The sequence below is a fragment of the Mycobacterium sp. Panama NTM2 genome (assembly GCF_054355555.1).
In genome coordinates, this window is record NZ_CM135953.1 from 1,265,075 (window position 1) to 1,288,928 (window position 23,854).

A 23,854-nucleotide genomic window follows, 5' to 3' on the forward strand; every position below is an offset into this window, starting at 1 on the left:
GTCATCACGATGGCGTGGTGGAAACAGATACTCAGGTGGGCGGTGCTGTTGGCTGCGACGGTGGCGGTCACCGTTCCGCTGACCCTGGTCGGTGTGCCGTCGGCGGCGCTGTTCGCCGCGCTGGTCGTCGGCATCGTGCTCGCGCTCGCGTCGGCCGGCCCCGCCGGGGTGCCGCGAAAGCTCGGCGTCGCGGCCCAAGGGGTGCTCGGCGTCTACATCGGCACGATGGTGCAGCAGGACTCCCTCGGCAGCCTCGGTGCGCACTGGCCCGTCGTCGTCGGTGTCGCGGTGGGCACGCTGCTGCTCAGCGTCATCGCCGGGGCGCTGCTCGGACTGCGCCGGGATGTGTCCCCGCTGACCGGCTCGCTGGCGCTCGTCGCCGGCGGCGCATCGGGCCTCGTTGCGATCGCCCGTGAACTCGGCGGTGACGACCGCGTGGTCGCCGTCGTGCAATACCTGCGCGTCGGGCTGGTCACCGCGTCGATGCCCGTCGTGGTCACGCTGGTCTATCACGCCGACAAGTCCCGCGCCGACGCGGACGCCGGGGCCGCCGCGGGCCAGGCCCCCTGGTACCTGAGTCTCGCGATGCTCGTCGTGCTGGTGGTCGCCGGGGCGACCGCGGGGCGGCTCATCCGGCTGCCCGGCGCCGGCCTGCTCGGCCCGCTGGCGCTGACGGTCGCGCTGGAGGTCAGCGGGTTCTCGTTCGGCCTCTCGGTGCCGACGTTGCTGGTCCAGGCCGGGTACATGCTGATCGGCTGGCAGGCCGGCCTGGCGTTCACTCGGTCGTCGCTGCGCGCGGTCGGGCGACTGCTTCCGGCGGCCATCGCGTTGATCGTCGCGATCGGTGTGACGACGGCCGGTTTCGGCGTGCTGCTGTCCCATCTCACCGGGCTCACGCCGCTGGAGGGCTATCTCGCGACGAGCCCTGGCGGGGTGTACGCGGTGCTGGCGACGGCTGTCGAGACCGGGTCGAACGTGACGTTCGTGATCGCGGCGCAGGTGGTGCGGATCCTGCTGATGCTGTTCGCGGCCCCGCTGATGGCTCGCGGTGTGGTGTGGGCGAGCCGGCGCCTCGGCCGGGATCAGAGTCGGGCGATCACCGCCGAGAGCAGGGAACCCATCCGCGTGGCCGACTGACGGCCGGCCTCGAGCACCTCGTCGTGACTCAGCGGCTGCCCCGTCATCCCGGCGGCGAGGTTCGTCACCAACGACACTCCCAGCACCGCGGCGCCGGCAGCCCGCGCGGCGATGGTCTCGTGCACGGTCGACATCCCGACCAGGTCGGCGCCCAGCGTGCGCAGCATCCGGATCTCGGCGGGCGTCTCGTAGTGCGGCCCCGGCAGGCCGGCGTAGACGCCCTCGGCGAGAGATGCGTCGATCTCGCGCGCCAGTGCCCGCAGGTGCGGTGAGTACGCGTCGACGAGGTCGACGAACTGCGCCCCCACCAGCGGCGATCGTGCGGTCAGGTTGAGGTGGTCGCTGATCAGCACCGGCTGACCCACGCTGAACTCGGGACGCAGCCCGCCGGCAGCGTTGGTCAGGATCACCGTGCCGGCGCCCGCGGCGCACGCGGTGCGCACCGGGTGGACGACGTGCCGCAGATCGTGGCCCTCGTAGGCGTGGATGCGGCCGAGCAGTACCAGGACCCGCTGCGTGCCGATCCGGAGCGAGATCGCCTGCCCTGCGTGGCCCTGCGTGGTGGGCGGGCTGAACCCGGGGAGATCGGCCATCGGAACGACGGCGGTGGGTTCGCCGAGCGCCTCGGCGGCCGGCGCCCATCCCGAGCCGAGCACGACGGCCACGTCGTGGCGTTCGATTCCGGTGCGCTGCGCGAGAGACCGGGCAGCATCCTGTGCGACTGCCCCGGCGTCTTCCACGACCGGCAGCTTAGTGCCGGTGCGGCGGCAGTGAGATACTTGCCCGCATGCCCACCGCCGCCGCCACGTCTGTCGCCGACGTGATCACCAGCCGCCGGCGCGACCTGGTGGAGCTCTCACATCAGATCCACGCCGAACCGGAATTGGCGTTTGCCGAGCACCGCAGCTGTGCCAAGGCCCAGGCCCTGGTCGTCGAGCGCGGGTTCGAGCTGACGCCGGGGGTGGCCGGGCTGGACACCGCGTTTCGGGCGGTCTACGGCAGCGGAGACCTCGTGGTCGGGATCTGTGCCGAATACGACGCGCTGCCCGGCATCGGGCACGCCTGCGGGCACAACATCATCGCTGCGTCGGCGGTCGGTACGGCGCTGGCGCTGGCCGAGGTGGCCGACGATCTCGGCCTGACGGTGGTGCTGCTGGGCACGCCCGCCGAGGAATCCGGCGGTGGCAAAGCGCTGATGCTGGACGCGGGCGCGTTCGATGACATCGCGGCGACGGTCATGCTGCATCCCGGGCCTCTCGACATCGCGGCCGCTCGCTCGTTGGCGTTGTCGGAGGTCGTCGTGCGCTACACCGGCCGGGAGTCCCATGCTGCCGTCGCGCCGTATCTCGGCCTCAACGCCGCCGACGCGGTGACGGTCGCGCAGGTCGCGATCGGATTGTTGCGTCAGCAGCTGGCCCCGGGGCAGATGTGTCACGGCATCGTCACCGACGGTGGCCAGGCGGCCAACGTCATCCCGGCCCACGCCGAGATGGCCTACACGATGCGCGCGACGAACTCGGAATCGTTGCGCGCGTTGGAAACTCGTATGGCGGGTTGTTTTGCCGCCGGTGCGGTGGCCACCGGATGCGAGCACGAAATACACGAGCCGGCACCCGGCTACGCCGAGCTGACGCCGGATCGCTGGCTGTCGTCGGTGATCCGTGCCGAGATGCTGCGGTTGGGTCGCACCCCGGTTCCCGAGGAGGTCGAGGCGTCAGTGCCGTTGGGTAGTACGGACATGGGCAACGTCACGCAGGTGATGCCCGGAATCCACCCGATCGTCGGGATCGACGCCGGTGGCGCGTCGATCCACCAGCCGGAATTCGCTGCCGCGGCGGTGGGCGAGAGCGCGGACACCGCCGTCGTCGAGGGCGCGATCATGTTGGCGCGCACCGTCGTGGAGCTCGCCGGCGACGCAGGTGAACGCGACCGCGTCATCGATCTGCAGCGCAGGCGCGCCGCATGAGCGTGTTGGCGCACGCGGCGGCGCGTTTCCTGTCGGCCCGTTACGACGACCTCGTCGCCTGGCGGCGGCATCTGCACATGCATCCCGAGTTGGGTCGCCAGGAGTTCGCGACCACGCAGTTCGTCGCGTCGATCCTGGCCGATGCCGGGCTCAATCCGAAGGTGCTGCCCGGCGGCACGGGGTTGACGTGTGACTTCGGTCCCGACGACGGGCCGCGCGTGGCTTTGCGCGCCGATATGGACGCGCTGCCGATGACCGAGCGCACCGAGGCGCCGTACGCGTCGACGGTGCCCGGTGTCACGCATGCGTGCGGTCACGACGCGCACACGGTGGTGCTTCTGGGTGCGGCGCTCGCCATGGCGTCGGCGCCGGAGCTGCCGGTCGGTGTGCGGTTGATCTTCCAGGCCGCCGAGGAGCTGATGCCCGGCGGCGCGATCGACGCCATCGCCGCGGGCGCGCTGACCGGTGTGTCGAGAATCTATGCGCTGCATTGTGATCCGCACTTGGAGGTCGGCAAGGTCGCGGTGAAGCCAGGCCCCATCACCTCAGCTGCCGATCAGCTCGAGGTGGTGCTGCACTCGCCCGGTGGGCACACGTCGCGCCCGCATCTGACGGGCGATCTGGTCTACGGCATCGGCACGCTGATCACCGGTCTGCCCGGGGTGCTGTCGCGGCGCATCGACCCGCGCAACAGCACGGTGATGGTGTGGGGGGCGGTCAATGCAGGTGTCGCCGCCAATGCGATTCCGCAGACCGGCACGCTGGCCGGCACCATCCGCACCGCCAGCCGCGAGACCTGGGTGGGGATGGAAGACGTTGTCACCGAGACCATTTCGGCTCTGCTGGCGCCGTTGGGCATCGAGCATGTGGTGAACTATCGCCGCGGCGTGCCGCCGGTGGTCAACGAAGAGGTCTCCACGCGCATCCTCACCCACGCGATCGAGGCGATCGGCCCCGATGTGCTGGCCGATACCCGTCAATCCGGTGGCGGAGAGGACTTCTCCTGGTATCTGGAGGAGGTGCCGGGCGCGATGGCGCGGCTCGGCGTGTGGAGCGGTCAGGGCCCGCAGCTGGATCTGCACCAGCCGACGTTCGACCTCGACGAGCGTGCGCTCGGTGTCGGGGTGCGACTGCTCACCAACATCATCGCCCACTCCTAGGTCCGTTTCGGCGAGCGCGCGCGTTTGTACGTCGACACGCCGCCGTTATTGGCATTCAGCGCGCGCTCGCGCCCCGCGAGCTGTGCATAACTGCCCATCGATCCCCAGACGGCAGCCAACCCCTGGACCGGCGCTGAGCCCGCACCCAGCATGGCCGCATGGACGAACACCTCATCGCACTGTTCGAAGCCCAGGGCGGCGTCGCCACCAGCGCACAGATCCTGCGCTACCTCACCCGCCGCCGCTTCGAGAAGGCCGTCAACACTGGTGTCCTCGAGCGTCTTTGGCAGGGCATCTACTGTCTCGGCGAGCCGACCGACGAACTCCGACTGCGCGGCCTCGACCTGATCTGCGGCCGGCCCGTGGCCGTCTGCCTCGCCACTGCGGCAGCAATGTTCGGCTTCGACACCGAGCGGCCGGCCGAACTCCATGTGCTCGACTCACCGGCCTGCGGGTTGCGAGACGCCGACGGGTTGGTCGTGCACCGCCGCGACGGTGCGCCGTTGGTGCGGGTCGACGATCGGCGGGTGACGTCGCCGGCGTGGACGGCCATCGAGGTCGCGCGCAGTCTGCGACGCCCGCGGGCGCTGGCCACGCTCGACGCCGCGCTGCGCAGCGGCACGTGCACTCGCGCCGATCTCTGGCGTGCGGCGATCGAGCAGAAGGGCCGCCGCGGCATCGTGGCGGTACGCGATCTGCTGGCCATCGCCGACCCGCGGGCCGAGTCGCCGATGGAGAGTGAGGCCCGGCTGGCGATGCTCGACGGTGGCTTACCCGGGCCGGAGCTGCAGTACGAGATCCTCGACGGCAATGGAGATCTGCGTCGGCTGGATTTCGCCTGGCCCGACCGACACGTGGCTGCGGAGTACGACGGTATTGCGTGGCACTCGGGACCGGAGGCGATGATCGAGGACAGGAGGCGCTTCAATGCACTGGCGGACGTCGATTGGACCGTGGTGCCGATCGTGTTCGACGACGTCCGCTACCGGGCGTGGGAGATGGTGGCGCGTATCGACCGGCAGTTGACGCGTGCTCGGGCGGCGTGAGCGCGCGCAGAGTGCCACCCAACGCGGCGTGTCGATGTGCAGACCCGCGCGCTCGCCGAACCGAACAGCAGCTACCCGCCCGGGCCGGGGCCGATGTTGCTCGACGGGCGGGTCCGCAGATCGTAGACGTATTCCGCTGGGGCGCCGGCGATTTCGGCGGCCTCGGCCATCACCCCGAGATAGCGTGCCGACGGGATGCCGCCCTCCCAGGCGTCCACCACATACAGCCACGCCAACGCCGGGTCGTTGGAGGTGTCCGACGACGTGCGCTCCACCCGGCAGCGGATCTTCTTGTGGATGCCGAGCTCCGAACCCTCCCAGCGGTCGAGGTTCTCCTCGTCCTCCTTGGTCACGTCGTAGAGCACCACGAAGACCTTCGAGTCAGGATCCTCGACGATCGTCGCGAGAGCGCCCTCCCAGCCGATGTCCTCCCCGCCGAAGGTGAGCCGCCACCCGTGCAGCCAGCCGGTCCCCGCCATCGGCGAATGAGGAGCCCGCTGCAGCATCTGCTCGGGATGCATGTTCGACCCATAGGCGGCGTAGAGCGGCACGCGAGAAGCTTAAACGTATCTGTGTGCAATAGGTTGGTGGCGTGGTAACGCGGATCGTGATCATCGGCGGAGGACCGGCGGGCTACGAGGCGGCACTGGTCGCGGCGAGCCGGGGGCGCGATGTCGCACAGGTGACGGTGGTCGACTCCGACGGCATCGGCGGCGGATGCGTGCTCTATGACTGCGTGCCGTCCAAGACGCTGATCGCCTCGACGGGCGTGCGCACCGAGCTGCGCCGCGCGCAGGGGCTGGGCTTCGACATCAGCATCGAGGACGCGACGATCTCGCTGCACGGCATCAACAACCGGGTCAAGACGCTGGCCGCCTCACAGTCGGCCGACATCGGGAGCCAGCTGCTCAACCAGGGTGTGACGATCATCGGTGGCCGCGGTGAGCTGGTCGACGACATCGCCGGCATGGCCCATCACCGCGTCAAGGTCACCACGCCCGACGGCAAGGTCGGCGTCCTCAAGGCCGACATCGTGTTGATCGCCACCGGGGCCAGCCCCCGCGTGCTGCCCAACGCGGTGCCCGACGGCGACCGGATTCTCACCTGGCGCCAGGTCTATGACCTCGAGGCGCTGCCCGAGCACCTGATCATCGTCGGCTCCGGGGTGACCGGGGCCGAGTTCTGCAACGCCTACACCGAGCTCGGCGTCACCGTCACCGTCGTCGCGAGCCGCGACCAGATCCTGCCGCACGAGGACTCCGACGCGGCGGCGGTGCTCGAGCAGGTGTTCAACGAGCGCGGGGTGACGCTGGTCAAGAACGCCCGCGCCGAGTCGGTGACCCGCACAGACAAAGGGGTGCGGGTCGCGATCGCCGACGGACGCGTCGTCGAGGGCAGCCATGCGCTGATGACGGTCGGTTCGGTGCCCAACACCGCAGGTCTGGGCCTGGAACGCATCGGCGTCGAGCTGAAGCCGGGCGGCTACATCCCCGTCGACCGCGTGTCGCGCACACCCGCGCCGGGCGTCTACGCGGCGGGTGACTGCACGGGCTTGCTGCCACTGGCCTCTGTCGCGGCGATGCAGGGCCGGATCGCGATGTACCACGCGCTGGGCGAAGGCGTGTCCCCGATCCGGTTGCGCACGGTCGCCTCGGCGACGTTCACCCGGCCCGAGATCGCCGCGGTCGGCATCCCGCAGTCCGCGATCGATGACGGCAGCGTCCCGGCCCGCACCTTGACGCTTCCGCTGAGCACCAACGCCCGCGCGAAGATGTCCCTGCTCAGGCATGGTTTCGTCAAGATCTTCTGCCGGCCGGCCACCGGGGTCGTGATCGGTGGCGTGGTCGTCGCGCCGATCGCGTCGGAGTTGATCCTGCCGATCGCGCTGGCGGTACAGAACCGGATCTCGGTGACAGATCTGGCGCAAACTCTGTCGGTCTACCCCTCACTGTCGGGTTCGATCGTGGAGGCGGCGCGACGGTTGATGGCACACGACGATCTGGACTGATGCCACGTACCCTGGACTCTGTACTGACCGGTAACAAGGAAGGTGCACGTGAGCACCCAGGTGGACGATCTCGGCCCTGATCAGCGTGCCCAGGCGTGGCAGCTGCTCGGCAGTGAGCAGTTCGACGTCGTGGTGATCGGCGGGGGAGTCGTGGGCGCCGGCGCTGCCCTCGACGCGGCGACCCGTGGTCTGAAGGTGGCGCTCGTCGAGGCGCGTGATTTCGCGTCGGGCACCTCGAGTCGCAGCAGCAAGATGTTCCACGGCGGGCTGCGTTATCTGGAGCAGCTGGAGTTCGGGTTGGTGCGCGAGGCGCTGCACGAGCGCGAGCTGTCGCTGACGACGCTGGCGCCGCATCTGGTCAAGCCGCTGCCATTTCTGTTCCCGCTGACCAACCGCTGGTGGGAGCGGCCCTACATCGCGGCGGGCATCTTCCTCTACGACAGCCTGGGCGGCGCCAAATCCGTTCCTGCGCAGAAGCATCTGACGCGCGCCGGGGCGCTGCGGCTGTCGCCGGGACTCAAGCGCAGCGCGCTGATCGGCGGAATCCGCTACTACGACACCGTCGTCGACGACGCCCGGCACACCATGATGGTCGCGCGCACCGCCGCGCACTACGGGGCGGTGGTGCGGACGTCGACGCAGGTGGTCGCGTTGCGCCGGGAGGGGGACCGGGTCACGGGCGTGCGGGTACGGGACTCCGAAGACGGCTCGGTCACCGATGTCCGCGCCCACGTCGTGGTCAACGCCACCGGGGTGTGGACCGACGAGATCCAGGCACTGTCCAAGCAGCGCGGCCGGTTCCGGGTGCGTGCCTCGAAAGGGGTGCACATCGTCGTCCCGCGTGACCGCATCGTCAGTGAGGTCGCGATCATCCTGCGCACCGAGAAGTCGGTGCTGTTCGTGATCCCCTGGGGCACGCACTGGATCATCGGCACCACCGATACCGACTGGAATCTCGACCTGGCGCATCCGGCGGCCACCAAGGCCGACATCGACTACATCCTCGGCACCGTCAACACCGTGCTGGCCACGCCGCTGACCCACGACGACATCGACGGCGTCTATGCCGGGTTGCGGCCGCTGCTGGCAGGGGAGAGCGAGGAGACCTCGAAGCTGTCGCGGGAGCACGCGGTCGCGGTCCCGTCGCCCGGCCTGGTGGCGATCGCCGGCGGCAAGTACACCACCTATCGGGTGATGGCGGAGGACGCGATCGATGCGGCGGCGGAGTTCGTGCCCACCCGGGTGGCGAAGTCCATCACGGAGAAGGTGCCGCTGATGGGTGCCGACGGCTACTTCGCGCTGGTGAATCAAACGCAAAGTGTCGGAAAGCGATACGGGCTGCATCCGTACCGCGTCCGGCATCTGCTCGACCGGTACGGCTCGCTGATCGACGAGGTGCTGTCGATGGCCGACGAGCGGCCCGAGTTGCTCGAGCCGATCACCGATGCGCCGGTGTACCTCAAGGTGGAAGCGGCCTACGCCGCTGCTGCCGAAGGGGCATTGCATCTGGAGGACATCCTCGCCCGGCGCATGCGGATCTCGATCGAGTACCCGCATCGCGGGGTGGACTGCGCTCGCGAGGTCGCCGACATCGTTGCGCCCGTGCTGAATTGGTCCCCGAAGGATGTGGATCGCGAAGTCGAGACCTACCGCGCCCGGGTCGATGCCGAGGTGCGCTCGCAGACCCAGCCCGACGACGAGTCGGCAGACGCGCTGCGGGTCGCGGCGCCCGAGGCGCGCGCGGAGATCCTCGAACCGGTCCCGCTCACGTGAGACGCCCCGCGCCGCTCCCGGTGCGTGACGGGCTGGGGCCGGCGCGGGTGCGGCTGCGCGGTGGTGCGGTGCTCGTCGAGCTGGCCGATCGGTTCGGCGAGGATGCGGCGGCGAAAGTGCTTGCGGGAGAGGTGGTGTGCGCGGACGGGGCGGTCGTGACGACGTCGACGGTGCTGCCGCCGGGCGCGTACGTGTACCTGTATCGGGACCTGCCCGACGAGGTGCCGGTTCCGTTCGAGATCCCCATTCTGTATCGCGACGACAACATCGTCGTCGCCGACAAGCCGCATTTCCTGGCGACGATGCCGCGGGGAGGCCACGTCGCGCAGACGGCCCTGGTACGGCTGCGCCGGGAGTTGCAGCTGCCGGAGCTGAGTCCGGCGCACCGACTGGACCGGCTGACCGCGGGTGTACTGGTGTTCACCGTTCGCCGCGAGGTCCGCGGTGCCTATCAGACGCTGTTCGCCCGGGGCGAGGTCGACAAGGTGTATCTGGCGCACGCCCCGGACGTGGACATCGCTTTGCCGGTCACGGTGCGCAGCCGCATCGTCAAGCGGCGCGGCTGCCTGCAGGCGGCGGAGGAGCCGGGTGAACCGAACGCCGAGACGCGGGTCGAGCGGGAGGGGGCCGAGCAGCACGGAGCGCGGTACCGGCTGTCTCCTCGCACCGGCCGTACGCACCAGTTGCGGGTGCACATGGCGTCACTGGGCGTGCCGATCACCGGTGATCCGTTGTACCCGGAGGTCGTCGACGTGGCGCCGGATGACTTCTCGACGCCGTTGCAACTGCTCGCGCACAGCGTGGCGTTCGACGATCCGGTCACGGGGCGGCGTCACGTGTTCACGAGCGCCCGCACTCTGCGCGACCTTTAGTGTGCGTCCAGATCGCAACTCCCCTCGAACTGCGATCCGCGGTTGCGATCTGAACACACACCATGCGCCGCGAGTGCGCACCCCGGAAATGTACGACATCGTCAACGAGTTCGCTGACCGAATACTTGAAATCGACAAAATTCCTTCGACGTGGCGTTCTTCTCCGAAGGAGAGGCAACATCGAATTTGCTCGGCACCCTCGATCAGTCGCTACGACGAGCCGGTCGGGCGGTACCGCCGGGTCGGCGCCCGTGCGCTGTGGCGATGGCGCGCGCCGATACGCGAACGTCCGATGCTGGCAAAGTCGGCCGCCGTCGGCTCGAGCGGTGTTGCGCGTGTTCGACCGCGCCGACGATCCAGGGCTGCCACAATCGACGCTGATCCGCGCCGTGACTGCGGACAGGGAGGAGTGCGTGTGCGCATCAGCTGGCTCGTGGCGACGGCCGTGACGGTCGGGGTGAGTCCCCTGCTGGTGCCGTCACCGCCCGCGCAGGCGATCTGCGGCTCGATCGGAGGCCGGATCGTCGACGTCACCGGGTGTTCCGACCCGCTCTGGGAGCTCAACGGAGTGCTGACCCCGCCACCACCACCTCCGCCGCCCCCACCCCCTCCACCGCCACCGGGGGCGCCGCCACCGCCGCCGCCACCACCTCCGCCTCCGCCACCCCCACCCCCGCCGCCGGTGGCCTGGACGCCGGACGTCAGTGTCTGCGCCGATGTCGGCCGACGGATCAGCGTCGGCGGGTGCATCTAGTGGATCGACCCACCTTCGATCGACTCTTCGACATGTCGGGGCGGACCGTGATCGTGACCGGCGGCACCCGCGGCATCGGTCTGGCGCTGGCGCAGGGCTATGTGTTGGCGGGCGCGCGGGTGGTGGTGGCCAGCCGCAAGGCCGACGCGTGCGAGCATGCCGCGGCGGCGCTGCGCGAGCTCGGTGGCGAGGCGATCGGCGTGCCCACCCATCTCGGTGAGGTCGACGACCTCGGCGCACTCGTGGAGCGCACCGTCGCCGAGTTCGGTGGGGTGGACGTGGTGGTCAACAACGCCGCCAACGCGCTGGCCCAGCCGCTCGGTCAGATGACGCCCGATGGGCTCACGAAGTCCTTCGAGGTGAATCTGCGCGGGCCGGTGTTCCTCGTGCAGGCGGCGCTGCCCCATCTGAAGGCCAGCGAGCATGCCGCGGTGCTGAACATGGTGTCGGTGGGGGCGTTCATCTTCGCGCCGATGTTGGCGATCTACGCGTCGATGAAGGCCGCGCTGATGTCGTTCACGCGGTCCATGGCAGCGGAGCTGGCGCACGACGGGATCCGGGTCAACGCGCTGGCCCCCGGACCCGTCGACACCGACATGATGCGCAAGAACCCGCCCGAGGCGATCGACGGGATGGTCAGCGGCACGCTCATGCGTCGGTTGGCCTCCGCTGACGAAATGGTCGGCGCCGCACTGCTGTTGACCTCGGATGCGGGCAGCTTCATGACCGGACAGGTCATCATGGTCGACGGCGGCGGCACCCCGCGCTAGGTCTTGCGCAGCACCTTCGCCGCCGCCTCGCGCATCTCGCCGCTGGTGCTGGACAGTATCTGGCTGCGGTTCTCCAGGTGCAGCGCGGCCTCGAGGCTACCCGCGTCGAGGTTGGCCCACAGGACTTGCTTCGTCGATTCCACGCCGAATTTGCCGTAGCCGCAGAGTGTTTCGGCGATCGCAAGCGCCTCGGCAACGGCGTCGTCGGCCACTCGGGACACCAGGCCGAGGCGCAGTGCTTCGTCGGCGGCGACGACGCGGGCGGTGAGGATCAGGTCGAAGGCCTGGCCCGCGCCCACGATGCGGGGCAGGGTGTAACTCACGCCGATGTCGCAGCCGCCGAGGCCCAGCTTGATGAACTGCGTGCAGAACCGCGCGGTGGGCGCGGCGACGCGAAGGTCGCACGAGGCCGCGATGCCCAGCCCGCCGCCGTAGGCGACGCCGTTGACGGCGGCGATCACGGGCTGCCGGAGCCGGTGGATCTTGGCGGTCAGATCGGCGATGCGCTCCTGCCACCGCATTCCGGAACGGGGGAACTCGAGGCCACCACCGGTCCGCTCGGGTTCAGAGGTGCGTAGGTCCAGACCCGAGCAGAAACCGCGGCCCGCGCCGGTGAGCACCACGACCCGGCACGTGTTGTCCGATGCGACGTCGTCCAACGCTGCGTGCAGCGCTTCGACCAAGTCATAGGACAGCGCATTGAGGGAATCGGGTCGGTTCAGGGTCAGGACGGTGATCTCGGGCTGCGGTCGTGTCACTTCCAGGACGGACGCCATGGCGTCACGTTAGCTGCTGCGCCATTCCGCCACCCCGATGGTGATCATGCGTAGCTGCTTGATCGCGATCCGGCGGATCTCGGCGACGGCCACCGGGTCGGTGGTGTCCTCCAGCGCCTCGGCGATCGAGATCATCGAGTTCACGAAGACGCTGGCCAGGATGTTGAGGTCTTCGCCGCTCCACGTGTTCAGCCCGGGGAAGCGGGCCAGGTCGATGGCCAGCTCGGAGGTGATCAGGCGGATCTCGGTCCGGATCGCGTACCGCAGCACCGTCACCCCGCTGGAGCGTTCCCGCCCGATGAACAGCCAGTGTTCTCGGCGGGCTTGCACGCCCTCGATGAGGATGTCCACCGAGGATTCGATGACCCTGTTGGGGTCGAGCTTGCCGGCGCGTCCTCCGCGCAGCATGTCGCGCAGCGTGCGGAAGGATTCGTCGATCAGCACGAGGCCGAGCGCTTCCATCGACTCGAAATGCCGGTAGAACGCGGCGGGCACGATCCCCGCCTCGCGGGTCACCTCGCGCAGGCTCAGCGCACTGAAGCTGCGCTCGGCCAGCAGGTGCAGGGCCGCATCGACGATCGCACGGCGGGTCGCTTCCTTGCGTTCCTCGCGGCTCTGCGTGTCGCGGCCTGCTCCCGACCGTGACCTGCTCGACCGTCCGGACCGGTCCGAGTGTGACCTGGGCGTACGACTGTTCACTGGCTGTGAAACCTACCACACGCTGCACCGATCTCTTGACTCGGGGTGCGTGAAGCGCGCACGGTATACACATGTTCACTCAAACTTTGACCACCCGGGCACGGCGGTCGAGGCTGCTGGACCTCCTGACCGGACCGCACGGCGTCGACCGCTACACCGAGCTGGTCGATCCGACGTGGACGCGCGGGGACGCCCGGGCACGGGTCGTCGCGGTGCGCCGCAGCACTCCCCGCAGCGTCACGCTGACGCTGGCGCCCAATCGCGCGTTCGCCGGCTTCCGGGCCGGGCAGCACATCAACCTGTCGGTCGAGATCGACGGACGCCGTCGCACGCGGCCCTACTCGCCGGCGGGCTCCGAGACCGACCGGCACATCGAGCTCACGGTCGGCCGCCACGACGGCGGCCTGGTGTCGAACCACCTCTACGAGCACGCGCGCCCCGGCATGGTCGTGTACCTCGACTCCGTGGCCGGCGACTTCGTTCTGCCCCAGACCCTGCCGGACCGGATGTTGTTCGTCTCCGGCGGCAGCGGCATCACGCCGGTGATGTCGATGCTGCGCACGCTGCGCGCACGTGGCCACCGAGGGGAGGTCGCGTTCGTCCACTACGCGCGATCGGCTCAGGAGGCGTGCTACCGCGACGAACTCGCCGAGATCGCGGCCACGATGCCGAACGTGACGGTGCGCCACGGCTTCACCCGTGACGCGGCCGGCTCGGACCTCTCCGGCCGGTTCGGCGCCGACCACCTGCCGTTCACCGACCCCGGGGCGGTGTTCGTCTGCGGCCCGACGCCTCTGGTCGACGCGGTCCGCGAGATGTTCCCCGACGCTCTCCACGAGAGCTTCGTGCCGCCGGTGTTCGACGGCGAATCCTCGGGCGGTCAGGTCACGTTCAGCGACAGCGGCATCGAGTTGACCGACGACGGCCGCCCGCTGCTCAACCAGGCCGAGGACGCCGGCCTGACCCCGGAGAGCGGATGCCGGATGGGCATCTGCTTCTCCTGCACCCGGCGCAAGAACAGCGGCCTGGTGCGCAACGTCATCACCGGTGCGGTGTCATCGGCGGACGAGGAGGACGTGCAGATCTGCGTCTCCGCGCCGCTCGGCGACGTCGACATCGCGCTGTAGAAACCCGACCGAGTAAGTCAATCTCCGCGAAAGGAACGAAGAGATGACCGAGACTTTGGACACCACAAGCACTTCCGAGAAGGCCCAGGCCAAGACGCTGTCGAAGACCGTCGGCGGCCGCACCATCACCATGACCCCCGGGCAGGCCGAAGCTTTCGGCCGCGAGCTCGACGCGCTGAAGGAAAGCGTGATCGCCGACCTCGGCGAGCGCGACGCCACCTACATCCGCCGGATGATCAAGGCGCAGCGAGGACTCGAAATCGGCGGACGTGCACTGCTTTTCGGTGGCATCTTCCCGCCGTTCTGGCTGGCCGGCACGGCGATGCTGGGATTGTCGAAGATCATCGACAACATGGAGATCGGCCACAACGTCATGCACGGCCAGTACGACTGGATGGGCGACCCGGCGATTTCCTCGCGCGGATTCGAGTGGGACACCGCCTGCCCGGCCGACCAGTGGCGTCACTCGCACAACTACATGCACCACACCTACACCAACATCGTCGGCATGGACCGCGACGTGGGCTACGGCATTCTGCGGATGAGCGCGGACCAGAAGTGGCACCCCTACTACCTGGGCAACCCGCTGTGGGCGTTCCTGCTGATGGTGCTGTTCCAGTACGGCGTCGCCCTGCACGAGATGGAAAGCGAGCGCATCGCCCGCGGCGAGATCACCGTCGCCGACAAGCGCGAGATCCTCGACGGCATCTGGCGCAAGACCAAGCAGCAGACCCTGAAGGACTATGTGGCATTCCCGCTGCTCGCCGGTCCGTTCGCGCCGTGGGTGTTCGCGGGCAACGTGACCGCCAACCTGATGCGCAACGTGTGGGCCTACATGATCATCTTCTGTGGCCACTTCCCCGAGGACGTTCAGGAGTTCTCGATCGAGGAGACCAAGGCCGAGACGCGGGGTCAGTGGTACTTCCGTCAGGTGCTCGGTTCGGCGAACCTGACCGGCGGCAAGCTGTTCCACATCCTCAGCGGCAACCTCAGCTTCCAGATCGAGCACCACCTGTTCCCGGACATCCCGGCGTTCCGGCACGCGGAGATCGCGCCCAAGGTGCGCGACATCTGCGAGCGTTACGGCGTGCCCTACAACACGGGCCCGCTGCCGCGGCAGTTCGCGACGGTGGTCCGCAAGATCGTCAAGCTCGCGCTGCCCTGGAACTGAATCATCGAAACGCGAAGGCCCCCGGCTCAGCCGGGGGCCTTCGGCGTGTGCGGGGCGTCAGCCGGCCCAGACGTCCTCCACGTAGTGGTCCGAGGCCACCAGGCCGTCGAGCCAGGTGACCGCGGCGGCGTCGTCGGCCCCGGTGCGGGACCGGTAGATGTCCCGGAACGCGGCCCGCACCGCCGGCGCCATCCGGGCGCCGTCGCCGCAGACGAACACGTGAGTGTTCTTCGCCGGATCGCCGAGCAGTTCCCAGACGTCGTCGGCGTCGGCCGCGATCCGGTCTTGCACATAGCGCACACCGTCTTCCGGTGCCCTCGAGAAGGCCGGCCGCATCCGCACGATGCCCTCGCGCTCGGCGTCCTCGAATTGCGACCGGAAGATGTAGTCGACGTCCGGGTCGCGCACCCCGAAGAAACACAGCGCCGGGGCGAACGGTTCCCCTGCCTGTTTGGCGGCGAGCCGGTCGCCCAGGAATCCGCAGAACGGGGCGACGCCGGTGCCCGCGCTGACGAGGATGACATTGCGTTGCGGGTCCGCGCCGGCGCGGAAAGCCTGGCGTGCCGGGTCGATACGTGCACGTACGCACGTTCCGGGGGCCATCGCCGCGAGGTGGTTGGACGCCACACCCTTGAACGGTCCGTAGCCGGAGCGGGCGGGGGTGTCCAGCACGCTGACGATCAGCGCCACCTCGTGCGGCGACAGTTGTGACGACGAAGCGATCGAATAGTGCCGCGGGGTCATCGGCTCGAGGAGCTCCAGAAGCTGCGCGCCAGTCAGCGCGCAGGCCGGGAATCGGTGCAGCAGCTCCACCGGGCTCAGCCAGCACGGTTCGTCGGACTCGGCGAGCTGTTCGAGGGCGGCACGCTCGGGATCGCAGGGGTTCGTCCCGGCCAGCCGGCGCAACTGGCTCGTCGTCGCCGGCTTGCGCAATTCGACGAAGTGGGTCAGCAGTTCGCGGACGCTCACCTCGCGGTCCAGCGCGATCGATCGCCGTGAGGAGCGGCGCGGATTGACCGACAGCCGCAGCTCCGGGTCCAGGGACAGCATCTGGAGGACGGTGTCGACGACCTCCGGGGGATTGTCGGCCAGCACCGTCAGATGATCTCCGGTCGAGTACTCGGCCCCCTCCGGGAGGGCCACCCGCACATATTGTTTCTGCTGTCCCGGCACGGCGACGAGCTCGTCGTTGAGGGTGACCGTCATCGGCTGCACCGCGAACCGCTCATCGAGTGCACTGGTCACCGGTCCGGTGATGAGGCGCAGGTCGTAGAGCGGCTCGTCCGCCGCGGTCAGCGGCGTGGCGTCCGGATCGCCGAAGCGTTCCGACAGTGCCGCCCACAATGCATCCTCGAACTGCTCGACCGTCGCCGTCAGATCGCCGGAGGTGTCGGCGGCCGCCCGCGGCACCAGCGGTCGGCCGCCGAGGCCCGTCAGGCGCTCGTCGATCAGGATCGGGATGGCCTGATAGGTGTCGGCCCAGTTGTGGTCGCCGACGCCGAGCACGGCGAACAACGGATCCCCCTGCAGCGCAACGGTGTCCGACTGCAGCCACGCGACGAAATCCCGCGCGTCGTCGGTGGGTTGCCCGTTGTAGGACGAGGCGACGATCACGACGGCGTCGGTGGCGGGCAGCCCGTCCGCGGCGTTGTCGAGCGGTGCGACGGTGACGGTGCAGCCGAAGTCGGTCGCGTCGTCGGCGAGCTGTTTGGCCAGGGCGCGGCACGTCCCGAGATTCGATCCGTGCAGGATCGCGACCGTCGTCCCGGTCTTGACGGGCAGGCGGGCCGAGGAGGACGACGTCGGAGACGACACGGCCGCTGCGACCGGTACCGCGGTCGTGCTGCTGCGTTCGTCGGGGGTCCGGCGCAACAGCTCGACGGTGAAGCCGACCGGCCGCCGGCTGAGCCCGTCCCAACGCAGTTCGTAGTGAGAGGAGTCGATCAGCCGGTAGCGGTGCACGACGCGCGCGACCAGAAGGGCCGCCTCGTGCAACGCGAATTGGCGGCCGATGCAGGACCGTTCTCCGGTGCCGAACGGTTTGAACAGCGCCGTCGAACGACGTTCTGCGACAGCGGGATCGAAGCGAGCCGGATCGAAGACCTCGGGATTGTCGCCCCACTGCGGCTGCCGGTGCAGTGCCCCTGTCAGAACGGTCACCGCTTCACCGGCCGCGACCGGGTAGCGGCCCGCGAGGACGGTGTCACGCAGGGCCATCCGATCGAACGTCAACACGGGTGGTGAGAGGCGCAACGTCTCACTGATCACCTGCCGCAGGAAGGTCAGCTTGCCGATTTGGTCGAACGTCGGCACGTGGTCGTCGTCGCTGCCGAACACCGCGTCGACCTCTGCGCGGACGCGGGCGAGAACCGCCGGGTGGTGGAGCAGGTTGTAGACGGTGTTCGGCATCAGTTCAGACGTCGTCAACTGCCCGGCGATCAGGAACGTCATGATCTGGTTGCGGATGTTGTCGACGTCGAGGTGCCCGTCGAGCATGACGTAGAGCAGGTCGCCGGCGCCGCCAGCCGAATGGTCGGCGATCAGCTCGTCGAACGAGGCGTGCAGCGAGGCGAGTTCGTCACGGAACGCCGGTGTCTCGCCATGGGTGAACACTTCGTGCAGTGCGTCGGTGAATGCCTGGGGGATCGGCGCGAGTCCGTCGTGGTCGAAGGAGTCGAACCGCGCCCCGAAACCGGCGAGTGCGACGGTGTCCATCGCGAGCTTCTGCAGATCGGCGGAGACGTCGACGGGTCGCACACCGGTGCTGGCGTCCCATCGCGCGATGAGCTGATCGTTGATGTCGAGCATCGCGTCGTGGTAGGCCCGCAGCCCGGCATAGCTGAAGCCCGGCAACAGGACGTCGTGGGCTGTGCGCCAGGTGGGTTCGCCGTGGAAGGCGGTGAACAGACCGTCGCCGGCGAGCGGTCGGACCCGCGCCAGCGACGCCGTCAGGTTCTTGGCGAACCTGCTCTCATCGCAGAGCTCCTCGACCAGCTCCAGCGAGCACGCGTAGAGCTTGCGCGTCCCGCTCCAATCGCCGTAGAAGATTGGGCCGTGCATGTCGGCGAGGACGTCGACGGGCAGCGCGTAGGGCCGCCCCGGGAGGTGCTCGGCACCGGGCAGCTCGACGACCGGCACGTCGTCGAGGACCGGCGGTTCGGAGGGGGTGAACTCGGTCATGCCGCGCAGCTTAGGCCCGCGCAGCACGGTATCTGACGGGTCCGGTAATTTTGCCGGCGTCGCCCGGGGCTCAGCGCTGGCAGGTGGGGCACCAGTAGGTCACCCGGTCGCCGTCCTTGTCGGTCTCGATGCGGGTGCCGCACCGTCGGCACGGCAGCCCCGCCCGGCCGTACACCCAGACGTCCTGACCGGGCCGGGTGTTACCGGTCGTGGTGCGATTGAGGCGTAACCGGTTCTGCCACAACATCTGCTGTGCCCGGGTGGCCATTCGTAGCGGGTCGGCGAGTTCACCGACCGGCGTGGTGGGCCGCAACCCGAACACGAACGACAGCTCGTTGGCGAACACGTTGCCCACTCCGGCCATCACCCGCTGGTCGAGCAGCGTCTCGGCGACCGGACGCGCCGGATCCGACATCAGATTCGCCGCCGCCACCGTCGGTGCCCAGTCGTCGCCGAGCAGGTCCGGCCCCAGGTGCGCGACGGCATCCATGTCGTGTTCGCGCTCGAGCACCTCGAGCACGCCGAGGTCGATCCCGGAGGCCACCGAATCGGCGGTGCCCAGGACGATCCGGATCTTGTAGGCGGGCGCCTTGACCCGACCGATGATCCACGCGCCGTCCATCTTCAGATGCGAGTGGATGCTCGCCTGGCCCACCCGGATGAACAGATGCTTGCCGCGGCTGAGCACCTCATCGACGACCTGGCCGCTCAGATCCACTGCCGCATAACGCGGCACCCGTACATCGCAGCGCGTCAAGGTCTTGCCCTGCAACGCTGTGCGCAACTTGTCGGCGGTGCGGAAGACGGTGTCACCCTCGGGCATCAGCGCAACCGCAGCCCGCGGGGAGTCCTGGAGAACCCCGCCTGTGTCAGCGACTCGACGACCAGCGATTCCCGGCTCTCCAGTACCGGAACCCCGTCGATGCGTTCGACGAGCAGCGCCGGCACACGCTGCCGGGTCACCAGTTCGGCCAGGGCCGCGGCCGCGGCGTTGTGGACGCCGGCGTCGTCGGTGAAGCTGAGCAGTGACCTGCCTCCGCGCTCGACGAACCACACCAGCTCGCCGTCGACGAGCACCACCAGCGCGCCGGCTTTGCGGCCGGGCCGGTGGGCGCCCTCACCCTGGCTGGGCCAGGGCAGCGCCGCCCCGAAGGGGTTGGCGGGATCGGTCGCCGCCAACGCGACCGCGCGCAGACTCTGCTGCTTGTCGTCGATGCTGTCGGCATGGCTGCGCAACCGGTCGACGGTGCTCGCGGTCGCGAACTGCGCCCCGCCGAGCGATTCGACGAAGTACCCGCGCTGGCAGCGGCCGGCATCTTCCATTGCGCTGAGCACCTTGTACATCGACGCGAACCCGCCGGCGATGTTCTCCGCGGCCACCGCGCCTTTGGTCAGCACACCGTGGCGTGCCAGCAGTTGATCGGCTTGGTAGGAGGCCCGCAGCGTGGTGTCGAGCTCGGCGATGGGCAGTGCCGCCCACCGACCCGCCACGGTCGGGTCGGTGTCGCGGTGCGCGCCGAGCCCGGCGGAGCTGATGCTATAGCGGCTCAGTCGTGGTGCACGGCGATGCCGGTGCGACGGTGCCGCCGATCGGCGGGCACCGGGGCCGCGGGACCCGGCCAGCAGCGCACGCACGGGTGCGAATGTGTCGCCGCCCACGTAACCCGCCCAGATCAGTTGCCACAGAGCTTCTTTGAGAGCCTCGGTGGTGACCCCGTCGACGGAGAGCTGACGGAAGAAGTAGGCGCCGCCACCACTGAGCGCGCCGAGAACGGCGTGGTGGGTGTCGGTGAGGTCGAGGTCCCCCGGCGGGGCCAGGGACAGCGGCGCGGTGTCGGCGGGATGAAAGGCCACCCAGCCGTCGGCGGACGAGATCGCGCCCGCGCCGGACCACAGGACCTCGCCGGAGGCCAGAAGTTCGTCGAGCATGCCGGGCTGATAGTCACGCACCCGCTGTCCGAAGATCAACGGCTCGACCGCTGATGCGGGCAGCGATACCCCGGCGAGCTGATCGATCACCGATGCCAGACCGTCGACCCCCGAGACGCGGTCGGTGCCCAGCTGCTGCCAGGCCGGCAGGAAACGTCCGAACGCCGCGGTGCTGACCGGCTCGATCTGGGCGCGCAGGGCGGCCAGCGAGCGGCGCCGCAGAATGCGCAGCACCTCGGTGTCGCACCACTGGTCGCCGGTGTCTGCGGGCACGTCGGTGAACTCGCCGCGCACGAGCTTGCCGTCGGCGGCCAGCCGACCCAGCACGTCGGCGGCCACCCGCACACCGAGGCCGAACCGCGTCGCCGCCTCCGCCGTCGTGAACGGCCCCCGGGTGCGGGCGAAGCGAGACATCAGTTCGCCCAGCGGGTCCAGCACGGGTTCGAGGAACGCGACGGGCACCCCCACCGGCACCGCCACACCGACGCCGTCGCGCAACCGCCCGATGTCCTCCACCGACGCCCACCAGGTGCGCCCCGCGTAGGACATCGTGACCAGCCGCTTGGCGCTCAACAGTCCTTCGAGCCAGCCGCCGACGTCGTCGACGGTGGCGCGTTCGGTGATCTCCTCGACCGTCAGCGGACCCAGCATCCGCAGCAGGTCGGCCACGCCTTCGGCGTCGCGGGCCAGCCGTTCATCGGTGAGGTGTTGGAGCTGGCGGGTGGTGCTGGCGATGACATCGGTGTCGAGCAGCTCCCGCAGTTCGACCCGGCCGAGCAGCTCGGCCAGCAGCGTCGGGTCCAACGCGAGCGCGGCCGCGCGGCGTTCGGCCAGCGGGCTGTCGCCCTCGTACATGAACGCACCGACGTAGCCGAACAGCAGCGAGGCCGCGAAGGGCGACGGCGTCGGCGTCTCGACCTCGAGCAGACGCACCCGACGCTGCGCGATGCGGGCCATCAGATCGGTGAGCATCGGCACGTCGTAGACGTCTTGCAGGCATTCGCGAACAGCTTCCAAGACGATGGGGAAGTCCGGGTAATTGCGCGCGACATCGAGCAGTTGGGCGGCACGCTGGCGCTGGTGCCACAGCGGTGAGCGCTTGCCGGGGTGTCGGCGCGGCAGCAGCAGAGCGCGTGCCGCACATTCGCGGAACCGGGAGGCGAACAGCGCCGACGAGCTGACCTCCGTGGTGACCAGCGGCTCGATCTCGTCGGGGTCGAACACGAAGATGTCGGCGCCCGGGGCGGTGTCGTCGGTGTCGGGCAGCCGGACGATGATGCCGTCGTCGGACGCGGTGGGCTTCTCGTCGATGCCGAACCGCTCGTAGAGCCGTTTACCCACCGCGAGCGCGAGTGGCCCGTGCACCCGCAGGCCGTAGGGGGAGTGCAGGATGATTCGCCAGTCACCGAGCTCGTCGCGGAACCGTTCCACCACCAACGTGGTGTCCGACGGTACGGAGGAGGTGGCGTTGCGTTGCTCGTCGATCAACGTCCACAGGTTGTCGGTGGCGAAGGCATCGAAACCGACCTCCGCGCATCGGTTTTCGAACGCCGGGCGGTCGAGCCGGGCCAGCTCGCCGTTGAAGGCGCCGATCGCGGCGCCGAGTTCGGCGGGCCGTCCGACACCGTCGCCGCGCCAGAACGGCAGCCGCGCCGGCTCGCCCGGAGCGGGGATCACCAGCACCCGGTCATGGGTGATCTCGGTGATCCGCCAGCTCGTCGCGCCCAGTGAGATGACGTCACCGGGCCGGGACTCGTAGACCATCTCTTCGTCGAGTTCGCCGACCCGCGAGGGCTTTTCGGAGTCGGCACTGGAGGCGAGGAACACTGTGAACAGCCCGCGGTCGGGGATGGCCCCGCCGGAGGTGACCGCGAGGCGTTGTGCGCCGGGCCGCGCTGTCAGCGTGCCGGAGTCCCGGTCGTAGACGATGCGAGGCCGTAGCTCGGCGAACTCCGTTGACGGATACTTACCCGAGAGCAGGTCGAGGGTGGCTTCGAACGCACTGCGCGGCAAGGTGGCGAACGGGGCGCTGCGCCGCACGGTGTCGAACCACGCCTCGACGTTGATCGGTTCCAGCGCGCAGGCCGCCACGGTGTGCTGGGCGAGCACGTCGAGCGGATTGGCCGGCACGCGCATCGTCTCGATCTGCCCGCCGAGCATGCGTTGCACGCTGACCGCACAGCCGATCAGGTCGGTGCGGTGCTTGGGGAACAGGACTCCTTGGCTGATCTCGCCGACCTGGTGGCCCGCACGGCCGATGCGTTGCAGCCCGCTCGCGACCGACGGCGGAGTCTCGACCTGGATCACCAGGTCTACGGCACCCATGTCGATACCCAGCTCGAGGCTGGACGTCGCGACCACGGCCTTGAGCCGGCCGCTCTTGAGGGCGTCCTCGACGTCGGCGCGGGCTTCCTTGCTGACCGAGCCGTGGTGCGCCCGCGCGAGCAGTGGTTCGGCGCCGAAGCTCTGCCCGCTGCCCATCAGGTGGGCCGGGGCGCCGCCGGCCACGCCGGGATTGGGGCCGCCCAACTCGATGCCCAGGCGTTCTGCATGGATCTCGTTGAGCCGCGCGGTGAGACGCTCGGCCAACCGGCGCGAGTTGGTGAACACGATCGAGCTGTTGTGCGCCTCGACCAGGTCGACGATGCGTTCTTCGACGTCGGGCCAGATCGAGTTGTTCTCGAGGTTCGCCATGTCGGGCACCGGAACCTGCACGGTGAGATCGAACGTCTTGGCCGCGGGCGGCGCCACGATGGTCGTCGGTGCGGCACCGGCCAGGAACCGGGCCACCTCCTCGGGCGGGCGGACCGTCGCCGAGAGCCCGATCCTCTGCGCAGGCCGCTCGAGCATCGCGTCCAGCCGCTCCAGCGACACCGCCAGATGCGCGCCGCGTTTGGTGCCGGCGACCGCGTGCACCTCGTCGACGATCACCGTCTGCACCCCGGCGAGTGTCTCCCGCGCCGCGGAGGTCAGCATCAGGAACAGGGACTCCGGCGTGGTGATCAGGATGTCCGGCGGCTTGGTGATGAGCTCACGACGCTTCGCCGCCGTGGTGTCGCCGGAGCGGACGCCGACGCTGATCTTCGGCGGCTCCTGACCGCCGCGCTCGGCGATCCGCGAGATCCCGGTCAGTGGGGTGCGCAGGTTGCGTTCGACGTCGACGGCCAGCGCTTTGAGGGGGGACACGTACAGCACCCGCGTGGTGGGCTCGCTCGACGGCGACCGCGCCAGGCCGTCGATGGCCCAGAGGAACGCCGCGAGTGTCTTACCGGATCCTGTCGGCGCGATGACCAGGGTGTTGTCCCCGTCGGCGATGGCGTTCCATGCCTGTGCCTGCGCGGCCGTCGGCTCGACGAACGTGCCGGTGAACCACTCGCGCGTCAGCGCGCTGAAGCGCTGGAGCGGCTCCGACGTCAAAGGCATGACTCCATGGTGCCAACGACCACCGACAACAGCGGCAGGTGAGGTCAAACGGGCCCATCGGCG

General features: G+C 69.3%; 18 protein-coding genes. 11 read left to right on the plus strand and 7 right to left on the minus strand.

From position 1 onward, the window contains the following. Positions 1-9 precede the first annotated feature (9 nt). Entirely contained in the window at positions 10-1,137 is a 1,128-nt protein-coding gene (locus ACXYX3_RS06160) for an AbrB family transcriptional regulator (RefSeq protein WP_458610695.1), read from the plus strand. Here ACXYX3_RS06160 and ACXYX3_RS06165 read toward each other — a convergent pair. Beyond that, positions 1,083-1,877 (minus strand): purine-nucleoside phosphorylase, encoded by a 795-nt coding sequence (locus ACXYX3_RS06165; protein WP_458610697.1) that lies wholly within the window; start codon positions 1,875-1,877, stop codon positions 1,083-1,085. The two genes, ACXYX3_RS06160 and ACXYX3_RS06165, sit on opposite strands and share 55 nt — an antisense overlap. A 47-nt stretch (positions 1,878-1,924) precedes the next feature. Between ACXYX3_RS06165 and ACXYX3_RS06170 the strand changes: the two genes are divergently transcribed. The 3 genes from ACXYX3_RS06170 to ACXYX3_RS06180 all read left to right on the plus strand — a co-directional run bounded on the left by ACXYX3_RS06170 (position 1,925) and on the right by ACXYX3_RS06180 (position 5,309). After that, on the plus strand, positions 1,925-3,103 hold the full coding sequence (locus ACXYX3_RS06170; protein WP_458610699.1) for a M20 family metallopeptidase: 1,179 nt from the start codon (positions 1,925-1,927) through the stop codon (positions 3,101-3,103). Next, on the plus strand, positions 3,100-4,263 hold the full coding sequence (locus ACXYX3_RS06175; protein WP_458610700.1) for an amidohydrolase: 1,164 nt from the start codon (positions 3,100-3,102) through the stop codon (positions 4,261-4,263). Before ACXYX3_RS06170 ends, ACXYX3_RS06175 begins: the two co-directional genes overlap by 4 nt. Positions 4,264-4,421: 158 nt before the next feature. Next, a complete protein-coding gene (locus ACXYX3_RS06180) occupies positions 4,422-5,309 on the plus strand; it encodes a hypothetical protein (protein WP_458610702.1) in 888 nt (295 codons plus the stop codon). Between the two features lie 71 nt (positions 5,310-5,380). Here the strand turns inward: ACXYX3_RS06180 and ACXYX3_RS06185 are convergent, their stop codons facing one another. Further along, entirely contained in the window at positions 5,381-5,860 is a 480-nt protein-coding gene (locus ACXYX3_RS06185) for a gamma-glutamylcyclotransferase family protein (RefSeq protein ID WP_241203034.1), read from the minus strand. 41 nt (positions 5,861-5,901) lie between these two features. On the opposite strand from ACXYX3_RS06185, the gene ACXYX3_RS06190 reads away from it, so the two are divergent. From ACXYX3_RS06190 to ACXYX3_RS06210, 5 genes are all read left to right on the plus strand, one after another. Next, entirely contained in the window at positions 5,902-7,317 is a 1,416-nt protein-coding gene (locus ACXYX3_RS06190; protein ID WP_458610704.1) for an NAD(P)H-quinone dehydrogenase, read from the plus strand. 48 nt (positions 7,318-7,365) lie between these two features. Next, entirely contained in the window at positions 7,366-9,090 is a 1,725-nt protein-coding gene (glpD, locus tag ACXYX3_RS06195) for a glycerol-3-phosphate dehydrogenase (RefSeq protein ID WP_458610706.1), read from the plus strand. Next, complete coding sequence (locus ACXYX3_RS06200; RefSeq protein WP_241203031.1) at positions 9,087-9,962, plus strand: pseudouridine synthase; 876 nt, start codon at positions 9,087-9,089, stop codon at positions 9,960-9,962. The genes glpD and ACXYX3_RS06200 overlap by 4 nt, the downstream gene beginning before the upstream one ends. Before the next feature lie 415 nt (positions 9,963-10,377). Continuing rightward, on the plus strand, positions 10,378-10,716 hold the full coding sequence (locus tag ACXYX3_RS06205) for an RNA-binding protein (RefSeq protein WP_241203030.1): 339 nt from the start codon (positions 10,378-10,380) through the stop codon (positions 10,714-10,716). Beyond that, on the plus strand, positions 10,716-11,486 hold the full coding sequence (locus ACXYX3_RS06210) for an SDR family NAD(P)-dependent oxidoreductase (protein WP_241203029.1): 771 nt from the start codon (positions 10,716-10,718) through the stop codon (positions 11,484-11,486). The genes ACXYX3_RS06205 and ACXYX3_RS06210 overlap by 1 nt, the downstream gene beginning before the upstream one ends. On the opposite strand, the gene ACXYX3_RS06215 is transcribed toward ACXYX3_RS06210, so the two are convergent. Then, positions 11,483-12,262, minus strand: a complete 780-nt coding sequence (locus tag ACXYX3_RS06215; protein ID WP_458610709.1) for an enoyl-CoA hydratase/isomerase family protein — start codon at positions 12,260-12,262, stop codon at positions 11,483-11,485. The two genes, ACXYX3_RS06210 and ACXYX3_RS06215, sit on opposite strands and share 4 nt — an antisense overlap. Before the next feature lie 9 nt (positions 12,263-12,271). Beyond that, on the minus strand, positions 12,272-12,961 hold the full coding sequence (locus tag ACXYX3_RS06220; RefSeq protein ID WP_241203027.1) for a TetR family transcriptional regulator: 690 nt from the start codon (positions 12,959-12,961) through the stop codon (positions 12,272-12,274). A 71-nt stretch (positions 12,962-13,032) separates the two neighbouring features. Between ACXYX3_RS06220 and ACXYX3_RS06225 the strand changes: the two genes are divergently transcribed. Continuing rightward, on the plus strand, positions 13,033-14,088 hold the full coding sequence (locus tag ACXYX3_RS06225; protein ID WP_241203026.1) for a ferredoxin reductase: 1,056 nt from the start codon (positions 13,033-13,035) through the stop codon (positions 14,086-14,088). Between the two features lie 43 nt (positions 14,089-14,131). Continuing rightward, positions 14,132-15,259: a fatty acid desaturase family protein gene (locus ACXYX3_RS06230; RefSeq protein WP_458610712.1), complete on the plus strand. Its 1,128-nt coding sequence runs from the start codon at positions 14,132-14,134 to the stop codon at positions 15,257-15,259. 57 nt (positions 15,260-15,316) lie between these two features. Here ACXYX3_RS06230 and ACXYX3_RS06235 read toward each other — a convergent pair whose 3' ends face one another. The 3 genes from ACXYX3_RS06235 to ACXYX3_RS06245 form a co-directional block, all read right to left on the minus strand. Continuing rightward, entirely contained in the window at positions 15,317-18,439 is a 3,123-nt protein-coding gene (locus ACXYX3_RS06235; RefSeq protein WP_458610714.1) for a bifunctional cytochrome P450/NADPH--P450 reductase, read from the minus strand. Between the two features lie 70 nt (positions 18,440-18,509). Next, positions 18,510-19,262, minus strand: a complete 753-nt coding sequence (gene nei2, locus ACXYX3_RS06240; protein ID WP_241203024.1) for an endonuclease VIII Nei2 — start codon at positions 19,260-19,262, stop codon at positions 18,510-18,512. After that, positions 19,262-23,791 carry an ATP-dependent helicase gene (locus tag ACXYX3_RS06245; protein WP_458610717.1) on the minus strand — a complete coding sequence of 1,510 codons (4,530 nt, stop codon included), beginning with the start codon at positions 23,789-23,791 and terminating at the stop codon, positions 19,262-19,264. The genes nei2 and ACXYX3_RS06245 overlap by 1 nt, the downstream gene beginning before the upstream one ends. Between the last annotated feature and the right edge of the window lie 63 nt (positions 23,792-23,854).

Excerpts from the sequence above, each read along its gene's own strand:
- ACXYX3_RS06180 (WP_458610702.1), top strand. The coding sequence starts at position 4,422 with ATGGACGAACACCTCATCGCACTGTTCGAAGCCCAGGGCGGCGTCGCC.
- ACXYX3_RS06160 (WP_458610695.1), top strand. The coding sequence starts at position 10 with ATGGCGTGGTGGAAACAGATACTCAGGTGGGCGGTGCTGTTGGCTGCG.
- ACXYX3_RS06215 (WP_458610709.1), bottom strand. The coding sequence starts at position 12,262 with ATGGCGTCCGTCCTGGAAGTGACACGACCGCAGCCCGAGATCACCGTC.
- ACXYX3_RS06235 (WP_458610714.1), bottom strand. The coding sequence starts at position 18,439 with ATGACCGAGTTCACCCCCTCCGAACCGCCGGTCCTCGACGACGTGCCG.
- nei2 (WP_241203024.1), bottom strand. The coding sequence starts at position 19,262 with ATGCCCGAGGGTGACACCGTCTTCCGCACCGCCGACAAGTTGCGCACA.
- ACXYX3_RS06170 (WP_458610699.1), top strand. The coding sequence starts at position 1,925 with ATGCCCACCGCCGCCGCCACGTCTGTCGCCGACGTGATCACCAGCCGC.
- ACXYX3_RS06245 (WP_458610717.1), bottom strand. The coding sequence starts at position 23,791 with ATGCCTTTGACGTCGGAGCCGCTCCAGCGCTTCAGCGCGCTGACGCGC.
- ACXYX3_RS06225 (WP_241203026.1), top strand. The coding sequence starts at position 13,033 with ATGTTCACTCAAACTTTGACCACCCGGGCACGGCGGTCGAGGCTGCTG.
- ACXYX3_RS06230 (WP_458610712.1), top strand. The coding sequence starts at position 14,132 with ATGACCGAGACTTTGGACACCACAAGCACTTCCGAGAAGGCCCAGGCC.
- ACXYX3_RS06175 (WP_458610700.1), top strand. The coding sequence starts at position 3,100 with ATGAGCGTGTTGGCGCACGCGGCGGCGCGTTTCCTGTCGGCCCGTTAC.